This window comes from Sphingobacterium sp. UBA865 (genome assembly GCF_002295765.1).
GTDB lineage: Bacteria > Bacteroidota > Bacteroidia > Sphingobacteriales > Sphingobacteriaceae > Sphingobacterium > Sphingobacterium multivorum.
The window spans coordinates 1-20,181 of the sequence record NZ_DBGB01000007.1 but is presented as its reverse complement, the minus strand read 5'-3'; the positions used below and the strand labels follow the sequence as shown (position 1 = coordinate 20,181).

Here is a 20,181-nt window from a genome sequence, read left to right as displayed (position 1 = left end):
TAAATAATTAGTGGTTTGCCAGTAATAAAAGGCAAACCACTAGTGAATCATATGTTTATTAAGGCCACGTCGGGAGATGTGGCTTTTTTGCGTTTTATGCTTGCTCATCGCCTAGACTTTTCGGTAGATGTATTCTACCGATTACATTATATGCTTTTTACTCAATTAGCCTTGGAATGAAGCGTAAGTTTGTGTAAGAATTAAAAACAACAGTATTATGGAAAATCAAATACTTTCAAGAAAAGCACGATCCGATCTTACAAGTCGGTTAAAATAGAATTACTTCTAATCGGATAATTAAATATTGCATTAATTGTCTATATTCGAAAACGGCCCATATTCATATGGCAGTAACTTGATTAACAATCTAAATTTTATTTTATGTGGAGTTTAATTTTATACCTTTTGTTTGGTATTGGCCAACCTGCCAATACAAGTCCATCTGCAAACAGTTCAATAGTCAATGTAACTACGGATGATAATCCTGATGACGGTGATGGTGGCGATAAAGGTAATCCTCCTCCTAAAGGATAATCATAATTAATAATTAATATCAAAAATCAATCAGAACTATGTGGAGTTTAATTTTATACTTTTTATTTGGTATTGGCCAACCTGCCAATATAAATTCGTCAGGAAACAGTTCTACTATTAATGTAACAGCGGAAGATAATCCTAACGATGGCGACGGTGGAGACAAAGGAAGTACGAGGCCGCCAATTCCTTAAATAATGAAAAACTAATTCAATATGTGGAGTTTAATTTTATACATTTTATTCGGTATTGGTCAGCCTGCCAAGGCTCAGACACCGACTGTACAGGCAGCGGTTTCATCCGAAGCGGATCAACCAAGTGATAATGGTGGTGATACGGGGACGGTTCGTCCTCCAAGAAAGTAAAGTGATTACTAAGGCTATATTTGCAAAAAATAGCCTTAGTAATTATATCAATATCATAGGATGGCGATGTCCCAAGGTAAACTGTTCAATCTGTTTTTGATTAAGTTTAATGTTTCTAAAATCAGGTAATCAGGAGGAAGCTGGCCAGATTCAAAGATGCTAAATTTCGTATTATAAACTTGACTAAAATGGGTATCCCAGTTTTCATTCAATTTATGGAAAAATAAACTGTCAACAGGATGGTATTTAAGCCAATGATTATTATTTCTAAAGCTTTTTGCATCTCTATTGGCTACATTTAGCAGCATTTTAAAAAAGTCCTCGGACTGAAGGAAATGCTGAAATTTCTCATATTGCAATAAGTGATATAAGTCGTAAACATGTTTGACCTTTTTGCTCAGATTAATAATCGGATCATCTGAGTATGAAAATCGGACAAGGCTCATGATTTTTTCACAGAATGTTCTGAATGGATCCAGTACATTCATCTCAAACGGGAAAAGCTGATATTGATTAATAGTAGCCTTTTGATCGGTTTCTTCTAATGCATTACCGATAAGGGAATTGAATGAATATTTACTATGAGGGTCGGATTCCCCCAGCCAGCTATAGTCGATAGTAACAAGATTGCTTTCAGGGCAGAAGTTCTCATCATGAAGTTTCCAATAGGAATGAGCAGTTTTACGGTTCATCCCCATTTTTTTCGTTAGACCTTCTATTTGAATTTCAGGTAACTCCTTACATAGGATACTACCTATTCTTTTTAATTTAGATTTTAATCTGCTGTCTGTTTCTCCTTTTTTTCTCGCAACTACAAAATCGATATCTTCTGGAGTTCTTTTTATGAGTTTGAAACATTTTGATAGAGCAATCCCACCTTTCAAGATGATATCTTCACTCAATGAATCCTGTTGAATTAAGTATAGTATAAATGTTTGCCAGTAATCTTTTTCAACGTAGCTGGGTTGTATATTAAGTAGATTAGAGATGTAATGAATATTTTTTTTAAAATGATAGGGATGTTTGTGTAATTCCATTGGGATACAGATTGGTGTTATATGTAAGTTAATACAACGGTTAAAGTTTTTAATTATTGGAGACTGATTAACTTCACCTCCCTATTCCCGCCATTTACCGAGTTTTCCCGATTGTTGGTCTAAAGTCAATAGGCTAGGGGCCTATTGTGTTGTAGTTTTGAGTCAACAAATAAGAACTAAAAAACTAACACTATAAAAAAAGACATTATGAAAACGCTAGTACAAATATTCGCAGTAGCAGCCTTAATCGCAGTATCTACTTTCGCTATGGCAGCTGAAGGACCTGGAGCAAAATCAGCAAAAACAGACGTTAACCTTTCCACAGCAGACTTCGCTTTAGAGCACTACGTTGCGGTAACGACAGAGGGAGAATCAGCAGGAGTTGAGCAATTATTTGCAGCTGATTTCAACCAAAAGATCCAAGCTTCCAATGCACAGTCTAACAGCCGTAGCGAAGTGATTAAATCCTTGAAAAAACAAAAAGGCGAAAAGCTAAACTGTACGGTAAGCACCGATATCATCGAGGAATCGGCAGACTATATGGTCGCTAAAGTGACTTTGAAATTTGAAAACTTCACCAAAACAGATTTAGTTACTTTGGAGCGTGTGAGCAATGATTGGAAAGTATCCAAATCGATCAATTCTTATAAATAAGAGCCATCTCAAATAAATATATATGTTGTAGAGCCATGTCATGAGATGTGGCTTTTTTGCGTTTTATGGTTGCCCATCGACGATACTTTTCACTCAAATAACCTTTGAATGAAGCCTAAGTTTGTGTAAGAATTAAAAACAACAGCATTATAGAAAATCAAATACTTTTAAGAAACGCACGTTTTTCCTCTTTAACTTAATGTTCTGCATATCAGCTTAGCTTTTAGAATGTATGCTGTAAAGATTTATGATACTCTTCTTTCATCTTTCTGTTAGACTTTTATGGTCGATGACTTTGACTACAGCATATTAAATAGCTCACTTACTTTTTCGTACAAAGCAATAATAACAAGAGTAAATATTGATCATTAAAAAGTTTTCTAACGAAAATTTATATAGCCTCAATTGATTATTATAATAATTGACTATATTGGTGGATGCAGCTATATATTCAAACCAAAAAACACTTATCCTCCCTTGATGAAATACCTTTCCGATTGGAAAAAGATATTCAAAATATTTTTGAAGATAACCTAGAATCTATTACAGGGTTGAGACTTATTAAGTCAGAATTTATAATTAAAGCACAGCGTTTTGATACTTTGGCATTTGACCTTGAATCTAAAGCTTTTGTAATTATCGAATATAAACGGGAGAGGAATTATTCTGTGGTTGACCAAGGTGTGTCTTACCTTAACCTTATGCTGGAGAATAAAGCTGAGTTTATAATAGAGTATAATGAATCTCAACAAGGAAACTTAAAACGGACCGATGTAGATTGGTCTCAATCTAGAGTAATATTTGTATCTCCTTCTTTCACTGATTTTCAGAAGCAAGCATCCAACTTCAAAGATCTGCCCATTGAGCTATGGGAAATCAAGCAATATGAAGGGGGAATTGTAGTTGTTAACCCAGTGAAAAAATCAAAAGCTGCTCCAAGTATTAAACAAGTGCAGCAAAAGGAAGATACACCTATTGCAAAAGTTGTCAGTGAGATAAAAGTATATACAGAAGAGGATCATCTAAAAAACAAGTCAGAACTTGTGAAAGAGCTTTATGAAGTTTTTAAGTCAGGGATAATTAATCTTACTGCAGATATTAACGTAACTCCCAAAAAACTATATATAAGTTTTGAAAAAGGTACTAGAATAATCGCTGATATTGTAGTGCAGTCACAGGAATTAAAACTTTATATCAATACACAGAATTGTAGTTTCTCAGATCTACGAAAATTAGGAGCTCCTATGACCGATAAGACAAAATGGGGGCGGGGCTACTATCAGATTTCTATAAAGGATACCGAAAATCTTGAATATATCATGAGTTTAGTGAAACAGGCTATTTAACCTATTTGAAAAATTATTGTGAATTATTGGCATATGCAATTGCATCCTGCAGATCATAAGGAGTGGACTGTATCGGATATAAAGGAAATTTTGAAAAGAAATATAATAGGTTGCAGTGGCGATCCGGTGCAGCAATTTTGTAAGATCAAAAAAGAAGATTTGGTACTTGTCAGACATGGAGGTACCGTTATAGGTTTGGTGAGGGTGAAAGAAAACCCTAAAGGGATCGATCCGGATCTGAAAGATGATTATATATGGTTTGACTATTTCGCAGCAGTAGATGTTTTGGATATTTATGATGATAAAACAATATACGGTGAAGGATGGTACCTTCCTAAAACATTGATGCCAGTCGAAAATGAAATTGCCTATTCCTATATTGATAACCTCTATAAAGATTATGTAACAACGATGAAAGAAGGAAATATGAATGAGCTTATGGGGCTTTTAGAGTATAAAAGACAAATTATACTCCAAGGGCCTCCGGGGACTGGTAAAACTCGACTAGCGAAAGAAATTGCGACGAGAATCTCTAATGGAACCATAAAAAAAACACCTATGGATTTGTTTAAGGATTACATAGCTTCATATGTGCGGGAGGATCATTGGGTTTCAGAATTAAAACATTACGCGGAAATGCGGGATAATTTTTATAGAGCATTTCCGAAAGAATCTTTAAGTAGCATTACTAAGGAAGAATATTCTATCGGAACAGGAGATAACAATAGTTTTTGCTGGTGGATTGAGCGCGGTTTACAAAAGCTTGGAAAGTACTTCCCTGGTAATTCCAGTAATTACCATATGTATTTCAGTAAAGAAAAGCAGGATTATATATCGAGTCGAAAGTTAGATAACTTCGGCGGTTTTCAAGCTATTCCAATTGCTTTGAGTGAATTAGTAAATGATAGAAAAACTGAAAGGGCATCATTGCTTTTTGGTTCAGGATTTATTTTAAAAATATTAAATAGTTATTATCCAGATGAGTACTTTCCAGTTAACGGAGAGGAGGCTATCAATAATATTATTAAGGTTTTTAATATCCCAAGCAGTGATACTAATCCAATTGAAAAGAACAAAATGATTAATGAATTCTTTAAGAATATCATAGATAACGCCGATGTTGATATAACCACTTATGAGATTATGCATTATCTTTTTGGTCGATTGGGAGTCGGTGGAGATGTGTTACTAATAGAAGAGCAGGAGATTAAGTTTAAAAATGAAACAACTATTATCCAGTTTCATCCTTCATATACTTATGAAGATTTTGTAAGAGGTATTTCAGCCAAATCTTCGGAAGGAAATATAGAGTATATTGTAGAAAATAAAACCTTGGGATTACTTATTGAAAAAGCACTATTAAATCCTCTTTCCAAATTTGTCTTAATCATTGATGAGATAAATAGAGCTAATTTGTCGTCAGTCCTGGGCGAACTAATTTACGCATTAGAATATAGGTATAGACCCGAAGATTCAGAAGAAAACAAAAGGATACAAATAGTTCAGAGCATTTATGGGTTAGTTGATGGAAGCAAAGAGGTGAACTATGATTTGTGTTTACCTCAAAACCTTTATATTATTGGCACTATGAATACCGCAGATCGATCGGTTGGGCATATTGATTATGCAATTAGAAGACGATTTGCCTTTGTCGATATCTTGCCAAAGAATTTAAAACGAGATGGTGAAATTAGATTTGATGAAGGATTATTTGAGCAGGTGTCAAAATTGTTTATCAAAGATTACCAGAAAGATAAAGATTATTCGTTATTAACTCATAAAATTGAACCCTCTAAGTACATTTCTAATGATTTCCGTCCGGAAGACGTGTGGTTAGGACACTCCTATTTTATGGATAAGAGTAAAGAAAAAGGTTCTATGGATATTCGTTTAAAGTATGAAATCAAACCTATTTTATTAGAATATATAAAAGATGGTATATTGAAAGAAGATGCGTTAACCGAGATAGAAAAACTTACTGCCTCTGTTTAATTGCGATGGGAATACTAATAAGCGAGCATAAGAAGACTTCTTTAACTCTTTGTGAAGAAGGGGGAGGTGAGTTCTATGATGATAGATTAAAAGTCAATAAGACGGTCTTTGAACAATTATGTGCTAGCAATATCAGAATATTTAAGAAGCATCGAGGGAAGAAAATCTATCCCTATAAAAAGCTTATTGGCGAAAAAAAAGTTGATTTTGAGGCTGATTATTATATTGGCGTTGACTGGGTAATTGCCAGTCAACGTTATATTTATGTTGAACCTAAAATTAATGTTGCCATTTTTGATTACTTTGGTAAGCAGGCAGAATTAGATCCGGTTAAAGAAGAGGAGATAGATAAGTTAGATAATCAAGCTCAAAAGGTTCTAAGCACATGGGATAAGATCGGTCCTGAGGTAAATTATTTAGCTATGCTTATGGATGTTATGACCGATGAGCAAGCTAGCAAAGAATGTGGAGATTTGGTATTGATTGATTGGGAGGCGCCAAACATCACAATCAATCAACAGGATGATAGACTTACTCCCTTTTTAGTCGTGCAGTTTTTACAGATACTAAGTCAGATTGTTCGAAAGGGATTGAAGAAATCCTATTATAAAGTTCAAGAAAATTTAAGTAACAAAGTAAAAGGAAAAATACTTGTCAGCCAGCATATTAAGCAAAATCTTTTAAAGAACCGTCATACAAAGACCAACTGTGAATATCAGGTTTTTGGAGTAGATAATCCTGAAAATCAGTTTCTCAAAAAAGTAATGCAATTTGCATCTAAATATGTAGAGAATAATCCAACTTTTTTTCAGCAAAATGATAATACGATCCGGGAACTTATCGACTACTGCCGTCCAACTTTTGATCAGATCACAGATCTGAACGATGAAAATCAAGTTCGGCACATCAAGTATAATCCATTTTTTAAAGAATATAAGGAAGCAGTCAGGATCGGGCACTTTATACTAAAGCGCTTTTCATATAATATTTCAAAGGCTACCAACAAGTTAATAGAAACACCACCATTTTGGATAGATATGCCTCGATTATTTGAGCTATATGTCTACTCACAGCTTATTAAAGCTAATCCAAAAGAGCGGAATAAAATACTTTACCAGTTTTCCACCTATGGAAATGCGCTGGATATTCTTATAACGCATCTTGGTTTCCACTGTATTATTGATGCTAAGTATAAATTGCATTATAATCATGGGTTGGTCCATGCCGATATTAGACAGGTTGCTGGATATGCTCGGCTGAAACAGGTAAGAGCAAAACTGGAGCTTTCAGATAATGATGATAGTAATATTGATTGTCTAATAATCTATCCAGATATTGATGGGGTAGAAAATTTGACACTAGAAAATATTAAATCAAAAAGGCAACCAATCTCAGCTTATCATAAAGTTTGGAAATTGAATGTTAGGATCCCCTGTATAGGATGAAAATAATAATTAACCGCTTAAGATTAAAATACCATCGCAGTCATCTCATCTTCCAACCTCTTAAGCTGTAAATTCAACTCGACTTTTTTATTAAACTGCTCGCAGGAAGATATAGCCGATCGTAGTATGTTAATTTTTTTCCGAATTTTAAAGAGTTTTGAACTCTTTTCGACAAGCTCAGCCATAGAATTCACTTCTTTCGATACAAAAGGAGATAGCTGCTTACAAAAATCAAAGAAAATAGCATCTAGGCTTTCTTTCAAATTCAACTGGAAGGTGCTGTCTTTTGCCACGAACCATTCTGAAAAGAATTCCCAATCCAAGACATAAGAATCAATACGAGTAGGGTGTGGATGTTTGGCTGAGGCAGATAAATAAAATCGGTCGCCATATTGCACGACAAATATGACGCCGTAAGGAACACTTTTGTTGATAACAGCGAGTAATTCTGATATTCGCTTCTCCTGTTTTAGTTCAATATGTATGATCTGGATTTCCGTGAAATACTTACCGGACAGATTTATTGTTGAAGGCGCCAATTTATGTGTCCAGGAAATTTTACTGATCAAATTTGTAAACCACTGTTTTTGCTTATTCGATGTAAAGCGGTCAAAAGAATTCTTTGGGATAATTTTCCCGTAGGCTGTACTGATCGGTAAATTAAAAAGATCGACCATTAGCGGACAATTAAAAAAGTGATTAATTGAAAATCTTCCAATCCCTTTATTTTATCCATCAATGTAGTGGTGCCGCCTGATCGGAATAGACTATGTATTTCTTTTTCTTCTTCTGCTTGGATAATGGAGCTGATACTATCTTTTAATAAGCGTGAATAGTTATCCATTCGATGGTATTCATCTGTCTCTTCATTCAATGCTTTACAAAGATCGGTTATCGGTTCCGTTTTACCTTTGCATAGCTTGCGCATGGCATCGAGTATCTTTTTAGATTCTACGTGCTTCAGATGAAGTAGTCCATCCGAACAGATATATACCAGGTAGTATGGATGTAAACGATTAGCTTTATTGATGTTGACCGACGAATTTATATTCTTCAGGACAAATATGGTACCTGCCGGCAACATGTCATCAGAAGGAACAATAGCATGTAGTCCTTCGGGAATATGATCTAATGTTCCATACAGTTTAAAATAATTGGAAAGATCCACCCGAAAATCGTTTAATCCAAGATCTGTGATATCTACGCCCTCTCGAAGATCTTCGAGATCAATTACTTCATCTTTCAGCTTTTGAAGCTGTATCTTTCTGTACTCTAGATCTTGCTCTCTAGCGTTCAAGATGTTGTCATCTCCCGTACTTGACATATTCGAAATCAGCATACGGCTCTCTACTTTTTGCTTTAGATTGATATAGGCGTCCAGCGTCACATCTGGCCAAAAATTGACAAGTGTTATCGTATCATTTTTAGATCCAATACGATCGATCCGGCCAAATCGTTGAATGATACGCACTGGATTCCAATGAATGTCATAGTTGACTAGATAATCACAGTCCTGTAGGTTTTGTCCCTCCGAAATGCAGTCTGTTGCAATCAGAATGTCAATCTCTTCATTTATCTGTGGATATAACTGAGATTTTCCTTTTGATATCGGAGAAAAGCAAGTGAGTAATGGATTCAAATCCGAAGGTATAGTTTTTGCTGAACTGATTTTTCTCGATCCAGTAATGAGCGTTGTATTGATGCCATATTTATTTTTAAAATGAGTTTCAATATGCTCGTACAGATAATTTGCTGTATCTGCAAAAGCGGTAAAGACAATCGCTTTTTTATTCTGACCATTAAAAGGATGGTTTATTTTTCCTTCTAATAATTCAAGAAGCTGACGAAGTTTGTAATCGTTATTTCCACGGACAAGCTCAATGCTATTCCAGATACTTCGTAGTAGCTTTAGATCATCCTGCAAATCTTCTTGCCAACGATAAACATCTATGTCGGCAACATGGACTTTGATTTTTTTACCAATAAAGTATTCCTCATCACCCCAATCGGAGTCCCAGTCAAAATTTTCGTCTTCAATTCTTGCCTGTATACCCTCATCATCTAATTTTACACCATTTTTGATAGTCTTTTGTGTTTTCTCAATTAAACCGATAATACCTTGAAGCGTGATACGGAATGAATCAACAGAGCTCTCTAACCGCTTTAAAAGGTTAATACGCATCAGAATACGTAAGCTATTGTCCCGATCTTTTTGTGATAATTTGCTCGCTCCCGCACGAACTTCCTTATCGTACAGCGATCGATAATAATCCAACTTGCTGTCGAGAATGTAATTCAATGGCGTGTAGACCGAAAGATTTAATAGTGTCAGACTTTCTGCTATTTGCACGTAGGTGATATGTCCATCCTCCGTTAAAGGGCTTTGAATTGCGAGTGGCTCATTTCGCTTCGGAAACTTACCGATAGCACTGATGTCGTAATAGGTAGTAATGTGCTTTCTCGATCGTGCGATGGTTAATGAATCCAATATCTCGAAGAAATCAAAGTCAAGCATCTCCAATAGATGTTCAGTTGTACGATATGCCGTATCGTATTTACTCCAGGTATTGAAAGCTTGTTGTGCTTTTCTGAAAACCTGCTCTATGGAGCTTTTGGTATCCAATTTTTGATCTATAATGGCGGCTTCCCCCTCGTACGCCAATGCTAATTGATTCCGTAAATCCGCAAAACGGTTGTTGACAGGTGTTGCGGACAACATAAGGACCTTTGTCTCGATTCCTTCCTTAATCACTTTACGCAATAACTTCTGATATCGATTTTCCCGGTCTGAATATGGATTGTTATTTCTGAAATTATGAGATTCGTCAATGACCACCAAACCATAATTCCCCCAATTGACATTTTCCAAACTTCTACCGTTGCTCATACCTTGGTCGCGACTGAGATCTGTATGAAATAATACATCATACCGGAAGCGGTCCGCTGCCAAAAAATTGTTCTTGTCATTATGACGGTAGACATTCCAGTTCGCTTCTAATTTTTTTGGACACAATACCAGAACATCCTTATTCCGCATTTCGTAGTATTTGATCACCCCTAAAGCAGAGAAGGTTTTGCCCAAGCCTACACTATCCGCTAAAATGCAGCCGCTATATTTTTCAAGCTTGTTAATGGCACCTATTACAGCATCACGTTGAAAATTGTAGAGCTTGCTCCATATTAACGTATCTTTAAAACCAATTTGATCATTAGGCAATGTATTCAAGGAAAGGTCTTCAAGAAAATCATTAAAAATATTGTATAGCGTAATGAAATAGATAAACTCGGGACTGTTCTCTTTATAAGCTGTCTCAAAATAGCTTTGCACTTGCTCGGTTACTTCTTTTAGATCTTCTTCGTTTTTCCACACCTGATCAAACCATTCCAGATAAGCTTCACTATCTGGATAGTTTGTTTTTTGAATCAGGGTAGGGAAGCCTTTTTTATGTGTAAATCCTAAATCAGCCGTCGTAAAGCCTCCAATATGCGCATAATTGACTGAATCCTCTGCACTGTTCTTCACATGTATCATTCCATGTAAGGGTTGATGAAAATGCCGATTCGATTTAAACCGAACCTTGTCTTTTACCCATTTTGAACATTCCCGTGCAATAGCACGTTGATTAAGCTGATTCTTGAGCCGAAGTTCAAATTCTCCACCACAAAGGTTAGCCTCCTTGTGTAGATGGGGGATGAAAAACTTGGGGACTTCTTTCTTTAAGTTTTCTTCTACGAATGTAGGCGAACTGAATATAAAGCGGAGCTCATCGATTTCGCCTAGTTCCTTCCGAAGGGCTTCAAAAGCATAGATCGAAAAGGAAGACGCGGCTATACTCAATCTACTTCCTCGTTGAATCTGTTGCCGTAGGTCGTCACCAAGGCGTTTGTTGATATTATCGATGAGTTGCATAGGCTATATAACCTGAACTATGTCCAACAATTTACCGTAATTACTTATTGTATCGAATTTCACAACACCGCCACTGATCTCTTTAAAGTGTTCCTGGGCGCAATGAATCTTAAGCTTTTCGATTTCGCGCAAATCCAAATCCGAATCAGAACCTTTGGTTTCAGCAACAAAGTAAATATGACGTACCTTGTCTTTATCAAATACGATTGCCCAGTCCGGACTGTAATTTGATACCGGCGTAGAGATATAAAAACTCTTAGGCAATTTAGCATACACAACTACTTCTAAGCTGTTCTCCAAAGCTTCTGCAAAATCGGCTTCTATTTTAGAGTCCGAAGTCAGGTAATCATAAATATGTTTTTTCAGAAGATCTGAATTTCGCAAAGCAGACTTATCATTTGTAAATACTGTTTTCGCATCATGCCTATCTTCCAGTTTATGATACACAATATTATTGATGATCAGCTTGGCCTTTGCCTCATTGATCAATTTACTGCATTTCGCAATGAATTCCTCCGGGTTTCGACGGAGCATTAGGAATTTTTCCTCGTGTATAGATTTAAGGATATCCACTATGGTACGCCGGGTAAGATTTGTTTTTTGCTCGATCTCGCCAACAATATCATACAGTGCGTTTGTATACAAGTTATTATCTAACTTCATATATTGCCGTTTTGATTCTCGGATTAATAATCCTTGCGCCATCTGTTCTTTTGTACCATCTTCCAGTTCTCCGGTTTTCACTTCATACATTCGCGTGCTAATGTGCAATTTGGCGTTGATCAGTGTTTTACTTTCGTAAACTAATCTCTCTGTATCAAAGCGAACTTCATAGACTGTTTTGAGATTAATTTTATCCCAAAGCGCCTGAAAATCTTTCTTTTTGAAATTCGGGTTGGTCTGCAAAACGATCGTCTGCCGTTCGTCTTCAGGTTTGAAGGACTCTCCTGTATAAATTGATTGGAGCAATTGGATAATCGATTTTCGATAGGACTCCAGTTGCTCTGGCAATGGTATTTTGCCTTGTTCAATCAGTTCTTGTCCTTCAGCGGTAATCTTATCATCTTCATCAATCACATCGTGCTTATAAAGTAGTTTGTTGAGCTTTTTTCCGTCATCTTCAGTCAATCGCCGCGATTCACCATGTTCATTGACGACCACCTTACCAACGAAATACTCTATTTCAGCTTTTTGTGGCCGATCAGCCAGTGTAGCTGCTATCTCTGTTTGTAGGCCTTTAGCAAAGGCTTCATAGCTTTCCGAAGCAATAACGGTTAGTTTGTTGACCTCATGAACTTGCTCACCAATGAGTTCAAAGTCCTGGCGCACTCCACGTTTATCCACACACAAACGCATACCCCGCCCAACTTCTTGTCTACGCCTGGTTTGGCTTCCGGTTTCTGCACTCTTTAGAGCGCATATCTGGAAGACATTGGGATTATCCCAACCTTCTTTCAATGCGGAGTGGGAAAAAATAAAACGCGTAGGTTCCTCAAAACTGAGTAAACGCTCTTTGTCCTTCATGATCAGATCGTAAGCCGATATATCGTCAGAATCTTCTTTGCCACGTTTTAGCGATGGGTCTATAGATTTTCCTTTCTTATCTATGGAGAAGTAGCCCTCATGTATCTTGCCTGCATCATCACGCTGTAGATAATCAAAATAGTTGGGTGGCATATAGCCTTTGTGTGCCTGACTTGGATCGGTATCTTTTAGGTAGTCATTATAATCTTGCTGGAATAGGTCCAAAAAGTCATTACGTACCTTATTATATTCCTCCTCAAATATTTGGGCATATTCACCAAGTTCTTTTTCACCATTACCATCGTATATACGATATTTCTCCACCGAATCGATGAAGAATAAGCTCAATACTTTAATTCCCTTATCAAAAAGTTGTTTTTCTTTTTGAAGATGCGATAAGATCGTTTCCCTAATCTGTACCCTGCGGAATGCCAATTCATCTTTGTCGTTCACGATATCTCCGGGATAAATATCCTCACCATTGACGACTATTTTATTGAGATACCCGTTTATCTCTGTAATTGTATGATTTTTATAGACGGGAAGGTTACCAGATAGTTCGTAAAGATTAGCACCTTCGGCTAATTTTCTGCGAACTTTTTTCACTCCATCTCCTGACCGTTCTTCAAACTCTACTACCGCAAATGGCGGCTTCGTTGTACTCAGGCTAATTTGTTCGAGATAGAGGTAGCCCGTTGTGCCCGTCGAACCTTTTAGGTTAATTCCTTTCACCTGGATTTTTTTGACCAACTTTTGGTGGTAAGCATCGAGAGCATCTAGCCGAAATACCTTATTATATTCTACCTTGTGCGTAGCCGAATAGCGTAAGGTAAATAGCGGATTGAAATCTTGCATGCTTTTCAGTGTTTTCTCTCCATCTACGGATTGAGGCTCGTCGATGATCAAGATTGGATTGGTCTGTGCAAGGATATCGATAGGCTTACGCGTTCCGAACTGATCAAGCTCCATATAGATACGACGTGCATCCGCACCACTAGCGTTAAAGGCCTGCGTGTTGATAATCATAACTGATATGCGGTTGTCGGAAGCAAAACTCTCTATATCTTGTGGTCTACCGGAATTATAGATAAATGGATTGATCTTATGTCCGTATAGCTCTTGGAAATGATCCTGCGTCACCTGAAATGATTTATACACACCTTCACGGATAGCAATGCTTGGTACTATTACAATAAACTTACTCCATCCATAATGTCTGTTTAGCTCATACATTGTACGAATATAGGTATACGTCTTACCTGTACCCGTTTCCATTTCTATGGTCAGGTTATAGCCAAGCTTCACACCTTTAGGGCGTTCAATGCTTTGGCTTTTGCTCAGTCCCTGTCCCCGCTGTACCTCCTGTATATTTTCGAGAATCTGATTATCTACTATCTGAATTAAGCTATTTCGATAACCAATATCTTCAAGAATTTCATGGTCAAAGGCCGAGGTCTGTATAGCACCGCTTGCAGCGTGTTTTGCTTTTCGGATAAGCTCGCGGCTCCGTTCAAGGGTAAATCGATTCGTTTTCAGCGGTTGTCCTTGAAAACAATCGACCACGGTTTTGGCCGCCTGAATCTGAAAGTCCTGTTCTTTAAATTGTAATTTCATGTTTCAGCTTATTTTTTGACGGCACGGTAAGCCTGTTTGAAATGATTTGGCATGTCTGGGATTGTGTATTCCAGTATTCCTTTCTCACGAAGAGGTTTTATAAAATTAGACAAGAGGTATTTTTCTGTTTTGTTGAGTATAGTAGAAAGCTCATGTAGCTGAAAACTATCTGCTTCACAAAGTCGGCAAATAAAATCTGCTAACAAGGTTTTGTCTTGTATACGCTTTGTATAAACTGGTATTTCATTTATCAGTTCTTGAGGCAGACGCTTTAATATATTCTCAGATATTGTACCTTGTGTATTAGGAGGTAGTTCATTATCAGTTAGAGGTAGTTCACTGTCAGCTAGAGGTGGTTCACTATCTCCTAGAATTGGTATTTCAAGATCATCAACTGGTACACTAACGCTTACAGGTGGTTTACTATCTTCTGCTCCATCTCCGGCGACAAAGTTTTTCCCGACAACATAATAGGTAGCTCTACCTTTGCCTTTTTGAGTTAGTAATTCTTTAATACGCATATCCCTAAGATCACTACTGGCTTTGAGAATATCTACACCGTTAAGCTGTCTATACGAAGAATTATCTATAGCACCGACTTCCCGAGTAAAAATTAACGCACGTTTCTGATCTTCATTTAGTGAATAATTTTCAAATGTCGAGAGCCATTGTACATCATCAACTCCCAAAAAGTGATGAAGAAGTAAACGGACGGCAAATTGGTTACGACCATGATCACTTTCAAATGTCGGTGGTAAAAGGTTTGCTTTTTCCATCAAAGCCCTCATCGTACGTATTCCCGAACCTTTGGTCTCCGCCAAGTTAGTTTCATGGAATACAGCTGCAATAAATGGGTTTCGGCTCTTCGAGCCCGGTTCTCCCAAATTATCCTCCGGTTTTAAGGAAAAGCCAGGGTTCTTAATCTCGATGCGGTTACCATAGCGGATAATCTGTATAGGTTGGTTCTCCCGATAAGTTCTATGGATCAATGCGTTGACAATAGCCTCACGAAGGACACGAGTAGGCAGTCCATTACTTTCGGCTTGTAGTTCGCCTTCAGGAAGAATAAAGCCTTTTGGAAGGTCATCCGTAATCTGACTAAAAACACGTTGCACCATCTCTAAAAGCGAACCACGCATGTCAATAGTGGTAAACCTATTTTCGGGATCTTCCATCCATTCATTACCCGGAACCCGTATATAATCCACACGGACCATAGGCAACAGCCGGCGATGTGCTACTCGTTTTCCAAAAAGCAGTAAGCCTGCGTATGTCAATTGGATTTCTCCTTTTTCTTTTCGGATGCACCCTAATGAATAGAGTAAATCTTCGTCATTGTACTGCAGTTCTTCCGCAAAAGAATTTACCTTACTACGAAGCTGTCTATATAATGCAAGAGCTTCTTCACTAATATCATCGAGAGAAGAACCGCCTACCAAAGTACTATCTAAACTATCTTCTTTATTAAAGAATACAAACAGATCATCGTCTGTACAGCGTTGGTCTGAAGATCCTATACGGCGATAAGCTCCGTGAGGTAACTTCTCACTTTTAAAATAGATTGGTTTCTGTCCATTCGGAAGCTCTGGCACATAAGCTACGATAACATTTTTTCCGTCGACAGATTCGACATGTATAATAGGGCGAATGGATTGGTTAAACATCGACGCACACTGCGAGCTCAGGTCAAGCTGTATTTTATCTGACTGTTCTACCCCAGAGGCATAGTAAGTTGGGAATAAAGATAACTCTTCCTTTTCTACACCAAGCAAAATGTAACCACCTCCCAGACCTGGTTCGTTGGAGAAGGCACACACGCTTTCCAATATGGATCGATCAATAGCACTTCCGCGCTTAGCTTCTATCCAATTACACTCATCGGTGTGATTGAGCTGTTGAATTAATTCTGCTGCATTTTTCATTAGATCACCTTCATTTCAGTTTCTGGACTCAATTGCTTCAGCAATTGCTTGACATTGACCTTCGCTGTGTCATCCTTAAATCCGTTATCCCTAAAGACCACACGTAAAGGTTTATCTTTTGCTATTTCTTTGGCAAATGTCTCATCAAGTCCTTTATCGAAACATGCATATAATGAATCTTCAGCAACGCGGAAAACTTCCTTTCCTACAATTTCCAATCGTTCAATCTTCAAACTCAATGGAAGTCCCCAGTCGAGCATGACTTGTGCCAGAAGGTCACCTGCTGTTCGGTCAGATTTTACATTATCTGCAAACAGATCCAGATTCGCTTGTGTATATTCTTGAGGTTTATAATATACTTCCTGCATATTACTATCATCCAACCGGTACACCCGAAATCCGTAATCTATTTCAGCACCAGTTTCTTCTTTGATTTTATTAGCTGCTCGACGGATACGTTCTTTGCCTAAATCCGTCATGGTATGCAATCCCAATTCTTGCGATACTTTACCCGGCGGAGTATTTACATCAATAATTTCGCTTATTTGGACGTTGATATAGTTCAAGTGTATTTTATGTTTGGCACAATAGGACATAGTTGCTTGGGCTAAGGTTGAACTACCAGCGTAAAAATCCAATACTATATCTCCATTTTCTAATGCAGAAATTTCCATTATTCTGGTGAGTAGACCTGTAGGCTTTGGGGTATCAAATGGAGTTTTGCCATCGAACAATGTTTTCAATTCCGATGTAGCATCTCTTGTAGTTCCAACGTCCTTTCCAAACCAAATCGTCTCTGGTGTTCTACCATCTAACTCAGACAGGTAAATTTTCCGTGTGATTTTTGTTTCATCTTCATTGAAGATAATTTCTTTACTGGCAATCTTTTGTACAATAGTTTCCTTGCTCCATCTCCAGCCATTTTCAGGAGGTAAAATGATTTTTCCGGAAGGCGTAACCAAATCATAAATTAGATTTGGCCTGTATAAGGCATTTCTAACATCACCTGCTCTCCATTTCCCTTTCGGGTCATTATCAGGGTTTTTGTAATTGACATTGTGCTCTTCTGTTCTTTGCAGTGAGCCGAGTTGGAACAAATCACTCTTTGAGTAGATCAGAGTATAGTTATGATGTACTGAGAATTTCCCAGTATATCCTTTGGGTTGAAGGCTATGTTGCCATATTGGGCTTCCAATAAAATTAATTTCTCCAAATATACCATCACAAATCTTCCTCAAATTATGTACCTCATTATCATCGATAGAAATAAAAATTACACCGTCCTCTTTCAGAAGATTTCGAGCCAATTTCAACCTTGGATACATCATACTTAACCAATCAGAATGGTACCGACCTGCAGTTTCAGGGTTGACAACCAAGCGCTGGTTGTGCTCATCTTTTTGTCCACCTTCAAAAAGCTCTTCCTGAGTATCTTTTGCAAAATTGTCTTTATACACAAAATCCTTCCCTGTATTGTAAGGGGGATCGATATAGATCATCTTGATCTTTCCTAGATAACTTTCCTGCAATAGTTTAAGCACTTCCAGATTGTCGCCCTCAATATAGATGTTTTCGGTATTGTCAAAATCGACAGAATCCTCGCGAATAGGGCGTAGCGTCTTCGTTGTAGGTAAGTTCGCTGTGACAATAGCTTCCTTCTTACCTGGCCATTCCAGTCGGTAACGTTCTTTATTACCTTCCACAACGGCATGACTTAATTCTTGTCGTAATAAATCAAAGTCTATAGCCTTTCCTGTACCACTTTCAGTCACGCAGTTAGGAAACAACTCCGCTAATTTTTCTATATTCTGATTCACTAAATTTGCTGATTGCATATCCAATTTGTCTACACTCATTTCGCTATTCTATTAAGGTTATTTAATTGTCTTCAATGCCAGTTCCAATGCTTCCTTTTGATGCGATTCCGTTTCCACTGTTTTAAGAACACGATCCGCCAGCCACAAGATCAACAGTTCCTGCTCGGAAATTTGGAAAATATTTGCAATTTTAGTAAGATCCTCTTTCCTGAAAAAGCGGTCACCACGTTCCATCTTGCTTAATAAAGCTGTATCTATATCCAGCTGAGCAGCAAGCTGCCTGATGAGAATATTGTTCGCTTCACGCAGTTTCCTGATCTTTTCTCCAATCATGATTTTATTGTTTGAAATTTGACTTGACAATTATTGGCTAATATAGGGGTTTTTGGCTATCTTTAAAACAGATTTGAACGTGTATATAGATAATAATCTAAATATATACTGTAAAGTATGAAAATTTAACGCTACTTGCCGATATTTTTTGTTTCTTTAGATAACGATATTATTTCATTTCCATTTTGTTTTTGGAGATAGATATGTTCATCGATTCTTTGATTTCTTAATTCTTCTTGAATAATTTTGCGAATATCTCCAGCATTCAATTCATTTTTATTATTTGCTGCTTCGTACGAATAAAATGAACTTAAAACAGCAAATAATACAGCAATTGATATTATTATAAATAGTTTGGTTGAGGTCTGATTTGTAATTGTCGTTATTCCTCTATTCGTTGCTCCAAGTTCTTGTGAAGAAGAATTTATCCATTTTTCATCTATTATACTATTGATCCTGTAATTTGGATCTTGTAGTCTTAACGTATGGGATATATCCCCTTCTATATCACTTAAAAAATAGTCTATAGCGCTCCTCAAAGAACCATAATTATTAATTAAACCTATAACTATGATACTGAAAGAAATTATTAATGAACCCTCTTGCTCAATGTAATTTACGATATAAGCTCGATATTGACCTGAATAAGACATCTTTCTTGCTAATGACCAATTTAAAAAGTTGTATGTATTATTAAACTGCGGGTAATCACTATATTGATTGTTAGATAAATTGGTAATGTTTTTATCAAGCTCCTGACGCATCTCCCTAAATGATTTATGAGGATGATAGATGTGTATTTTTATATTAAAAATTGGGTTCTTAACTAAATTCTTATACTCTTTGTTGTGCATATTTTTCTATTTTAATGATTAAGGCCTAAAAATGGTAGATTCACTGAATTGCTTTATTGTATTGTAAGTATCCATTTTTCCGACAGCTGGAATTGGACTTTTCTAATTTACGTTACTAATTGATTTATTTGTTGTTTGTGCCTAATATTTTTTGATAATTCCGTTGGTGTAAGATTCCCAAGACCTTCATGGGGTCTGTTATTATTGTATTCATCCATCCATGCCTGGGTATGTTCTCTTACTTCTGACAAGTTAAAAAATTAATAAGCATCCAAAATTTCTTCGATAACTTCGATGTAACCGTTCGATGTAACCGTTCTGCATAGGTTTACCGGGCTGGATAAATTGAATAGCGATGCCTTGGTCTTTACACCAGAGCTCAAAATGATGACTGGTGAATTCGGGACCATTTATCTGCGCGTAGACAGAGCGGCTTGCCTCGCCAGTCTATGATTTGTTTAAGTGTCCGAGTTACCCGCAAAAAAGAAATTGAAGTAGCTATTTCGATACACAATATCTCACGGGAACAGTCATCCATCACATTAAAGGTTCTAAACCTGTTTCCGCTGGCCAAGCTATCGCTCATAAAGTCCATGCTCCATTTTTGATTAAGCTGAGCTTTGTTCCAAAGGTTGTTTCTCCGGAGTAGGTAGCCGACGTTTGCCACGTCGCTTCTTGTTCATATTAAGCAGCTTATATACTCTGCATACTTTTTTATTGTTCCATGGCTTACCTTATATACGCAGGTAGGCATATAGTTTCGAAATCCATATACAGGATGTTTGGAAGACAGCTGATCTAATGCTGCTATAACGTATCCGGCCTATGAACTAC

General features: G+C 37.0%; 18 protein-coding genes. 7 read left to right on the top strand and 11 right to left on the bottom strand.

The window, feature by feature from the left end; translation table 11 throughout:
* The first annotated feature begins 381 nt into the window (after positions 1–381).
* Genes B2O97_RS02515 through B2O97_RS02505 form a run of 3 tightly spaced genes read left to right on the top strand, consistent with a single transcriptional unit; the run spans position 382 to position 899 of the window.
* Complete coding sequence (locus B2O97_RS02515) at positions 382–534, top strand: hypothetical protein (protein WP_286766891.1); 153 nt, start codon at positions 382–384, stop codon at positions 532–534.
* A gap of 38 nt (positions 535–572) precedes the next feature.
* Complete coding sequence (locus B2O97_RS02510) at positions 573–728, top strand: hypothetical protein (protein ID WP_286766890.1); 156 nt, start codon at positions 573–575, stop codon at positions 726–728.
* A gap of 21 nt (positions 729–749) precedes the next feature.
* Positions 750–899 carry a hypothetical protein gene (locus B2O97_RS02505; RefSeq protein WP_286766889.1) on the top strand — a complete coding sequence of 50 codons (150 nt, stop codon included), beginning with the start codon at positions 750–752 and terminating at the stop codon, positions 897–899.
* A 53-nt stretch (positions 900–952) separates the two neighbouring features.
* On the opposite strand, the gene B2O97_RS02500 is transcribed toward B2O97_RS02505, so the two are convergent.
* Positions 953–1,936 (bottom strand): nucleotidyl transferase AbiEii/AbiGii toxin family protein, encoded by a 984-nt coding sequence (locus tag B2O97_RS02500; RefSeq protein ID WP_286766888.1) that lies wholly within the window; start codon positions 1,934–1,936, stop codon positions 953–955.
* A 207-nt stretch (positions 1,937–2,143) separates the two neighbouring features.
* Here B2O97_RS02500 and B2O97_RS02495 point away from each other — a divergent pair, with 207 nt between their 5' ends.
* The 4 genes from B2O97_RS02495 (at position 2,144) to B2O97_RS02480 (ending at position 7,373) form a co-directional block, all read left to right on the top strand.
* Positions 2,144–2,590 (top strand): nuclear transport factor 2 family protein, encoded by a 447-nt coding sequence (locus tag B2O97_RS02495; RefSeq protein WP_286766887.1) that lies wholly within the window; start codon positions 2,144–2,146, stop codon positions 2,588–2,590.
* 497 nt (positions 2,591–3,087) lie between these two features.
* Positions 3,088–3,936, top strand: coding sequence for a DUF5655 domain-containing protein (locus B2O97_RS02490; protein ID WP_286766886.1), 849 nt, complete (start codon positions 3,088–3,090; stop codon positions 3,934–3,936).
* A gap of 33 nt (positions 3,937–3,969) precedes the next feature.
* Positions 3,970–5,928 carry an AAA family ATPase gene (locus B2O97_RS02485; protein WP_200845618.1) on the top strand — a complete coding sequence of 653 codons (1,959 nt, stop codon included), beginning with the start codon at positions 3,970–3,972 and terminating at the stop codon, positions 5,926–5,928.
* 5 nt (positions 5,929–5,933) lie between these two features.
* Entirely contained in the window at positions 5,934–7,373 is a 1,440-nt protein-coding gene (locus B2O97_RS02480) for a 5-methylcytosine restriction system specificity protein McrC (protein ID WP_286766885.1), read from the top strand.
* 23 nt (positions 7,374–7,396) lie between these two features.
* Here B2O97_RS02480 and B2O97_RS02475 read toward each other — a convergent pair whose 3' ends face one another.
* From B2O97_RS02475 to B2O97_RS25195, 10 genes are all read right to left on the bottom strand, one after another.
* Positions 7,397–8,050, bottom strand: a complete 654-nt coding sequence (locus tag B2O97_RS02475) for a DUF4391 domain-containing protein (RefSeq protein WP_159729505.1) — start codon at positions 8,048–8,050, stop codon at positions 7,397–7,399.
* Entirely contained in the window at positions 8,050–11,283 is a 3,234-nt protein-coding gene (locus B2O97_RS02470; RefSeq protein ID WP_159729503.1) for a helicase-related protein, read from the bottom strand. The genes B2O97_RS02475 and B2O97_RS02470 overlap by 1 nt, the downstream gene beginning before the upstream one ends.
* A gap of 3 nt (positions 11,284–11,286) precedes the next feature.
* Positions 11,287–14,421: a type III restriction-modification system endonuclease gene (locus tag B2O97_RS02465; RefSeq protein WP_286766884.1), complete on the bottom strand. Its 3,135-nt coding sequence runs from the start codon at positions 14,419–14,421 to the stop codon at positions 11,287–11,289.
* 8 nt (positions 14,422–14,429) lie between these two features.
* Positions 14,430–16,343: an ATP-binding protein gene (locus B2O97_RS02460; RefSeq protein WP_286766883.1), complete on the bottom strand. Its 1,914-nt coding sequence runs from the start codon at positions 16,341–16,343 to the stop codon at positions 14,430–14,432.
* Positions 16,343–18,199: a site-specific DNA-methyltransferase gene (locus B2O97_RS02455; RefSeq protein ID WP_286766882.1), complete on the bottom strand. Its 1,857-nt coding sequence runs from the start codon at positions 18,197–18,199 to the stop codon at positions 16,343–16,345. The genes B2O97_RS02460 and B2O97_RS02455 overlap by 1 nt, the downstream gene beginning before the upstream one ends.
* 18 nt (positions 18,200–18,217) lie before the next feature.
* A complete protein-coding gene (locus B2O97_RS02450; protein ID WP_286766881.1) occupies positions 18,218–18,493 on the bottom strand; it encodes a helix-turn-helix domain-containing protein in 276 nt (91 codons plus the stop codon).
* Positions 18,494–18,624: 131 nt separating this feature from the next.
* Complete coding sequence (locus B2O97_RS02445; RefSeq protein ID WP_286766880.1) at positions 18,625–19,347, bottom strand: hypothetical protein; 723 nt, start codon at positions 19,345–19,347, stop codon at positions 18,625–18,627.
* Positions 19,348–19,454: 107 nt separating this feature from the next.
* Complete coding sequence (locus B2O97_RS25205) at positions 19,455–19,598, bottom strand: integrase core domain-containing protein (RefSeq protein ID WP_369012022.1); 144 nt, start codon at positions 19,596–19,598, stop codon at positions 19,455–19,457.
* Position 19,599: 1 nt separating this feature from the next.
* Positions 19,600–19,698, bottom strand: a complete 99-nt coding sequence (locus tag B2O97_RS25200; protein ID WP_369012023.1) for an integrase core domain-containing protein — start codon at positions 19,696–19,698, stop codon at positions 19,600–19,602.
* Between the two features lie 28 nt (positions 19,699–19,726).
* A complete protein-coding gene (locus tag B2O97_RS25195) occupies positions 19,727–20,014 on the bottom strand; it encodes a DDE-type integrase/transposase/recombinase (protein ID WP_369012021.1) in 288 nt (95 codons plus the stop codon).
* Positions 20,015–20,181: the final 167 nt, after the last annotated feature.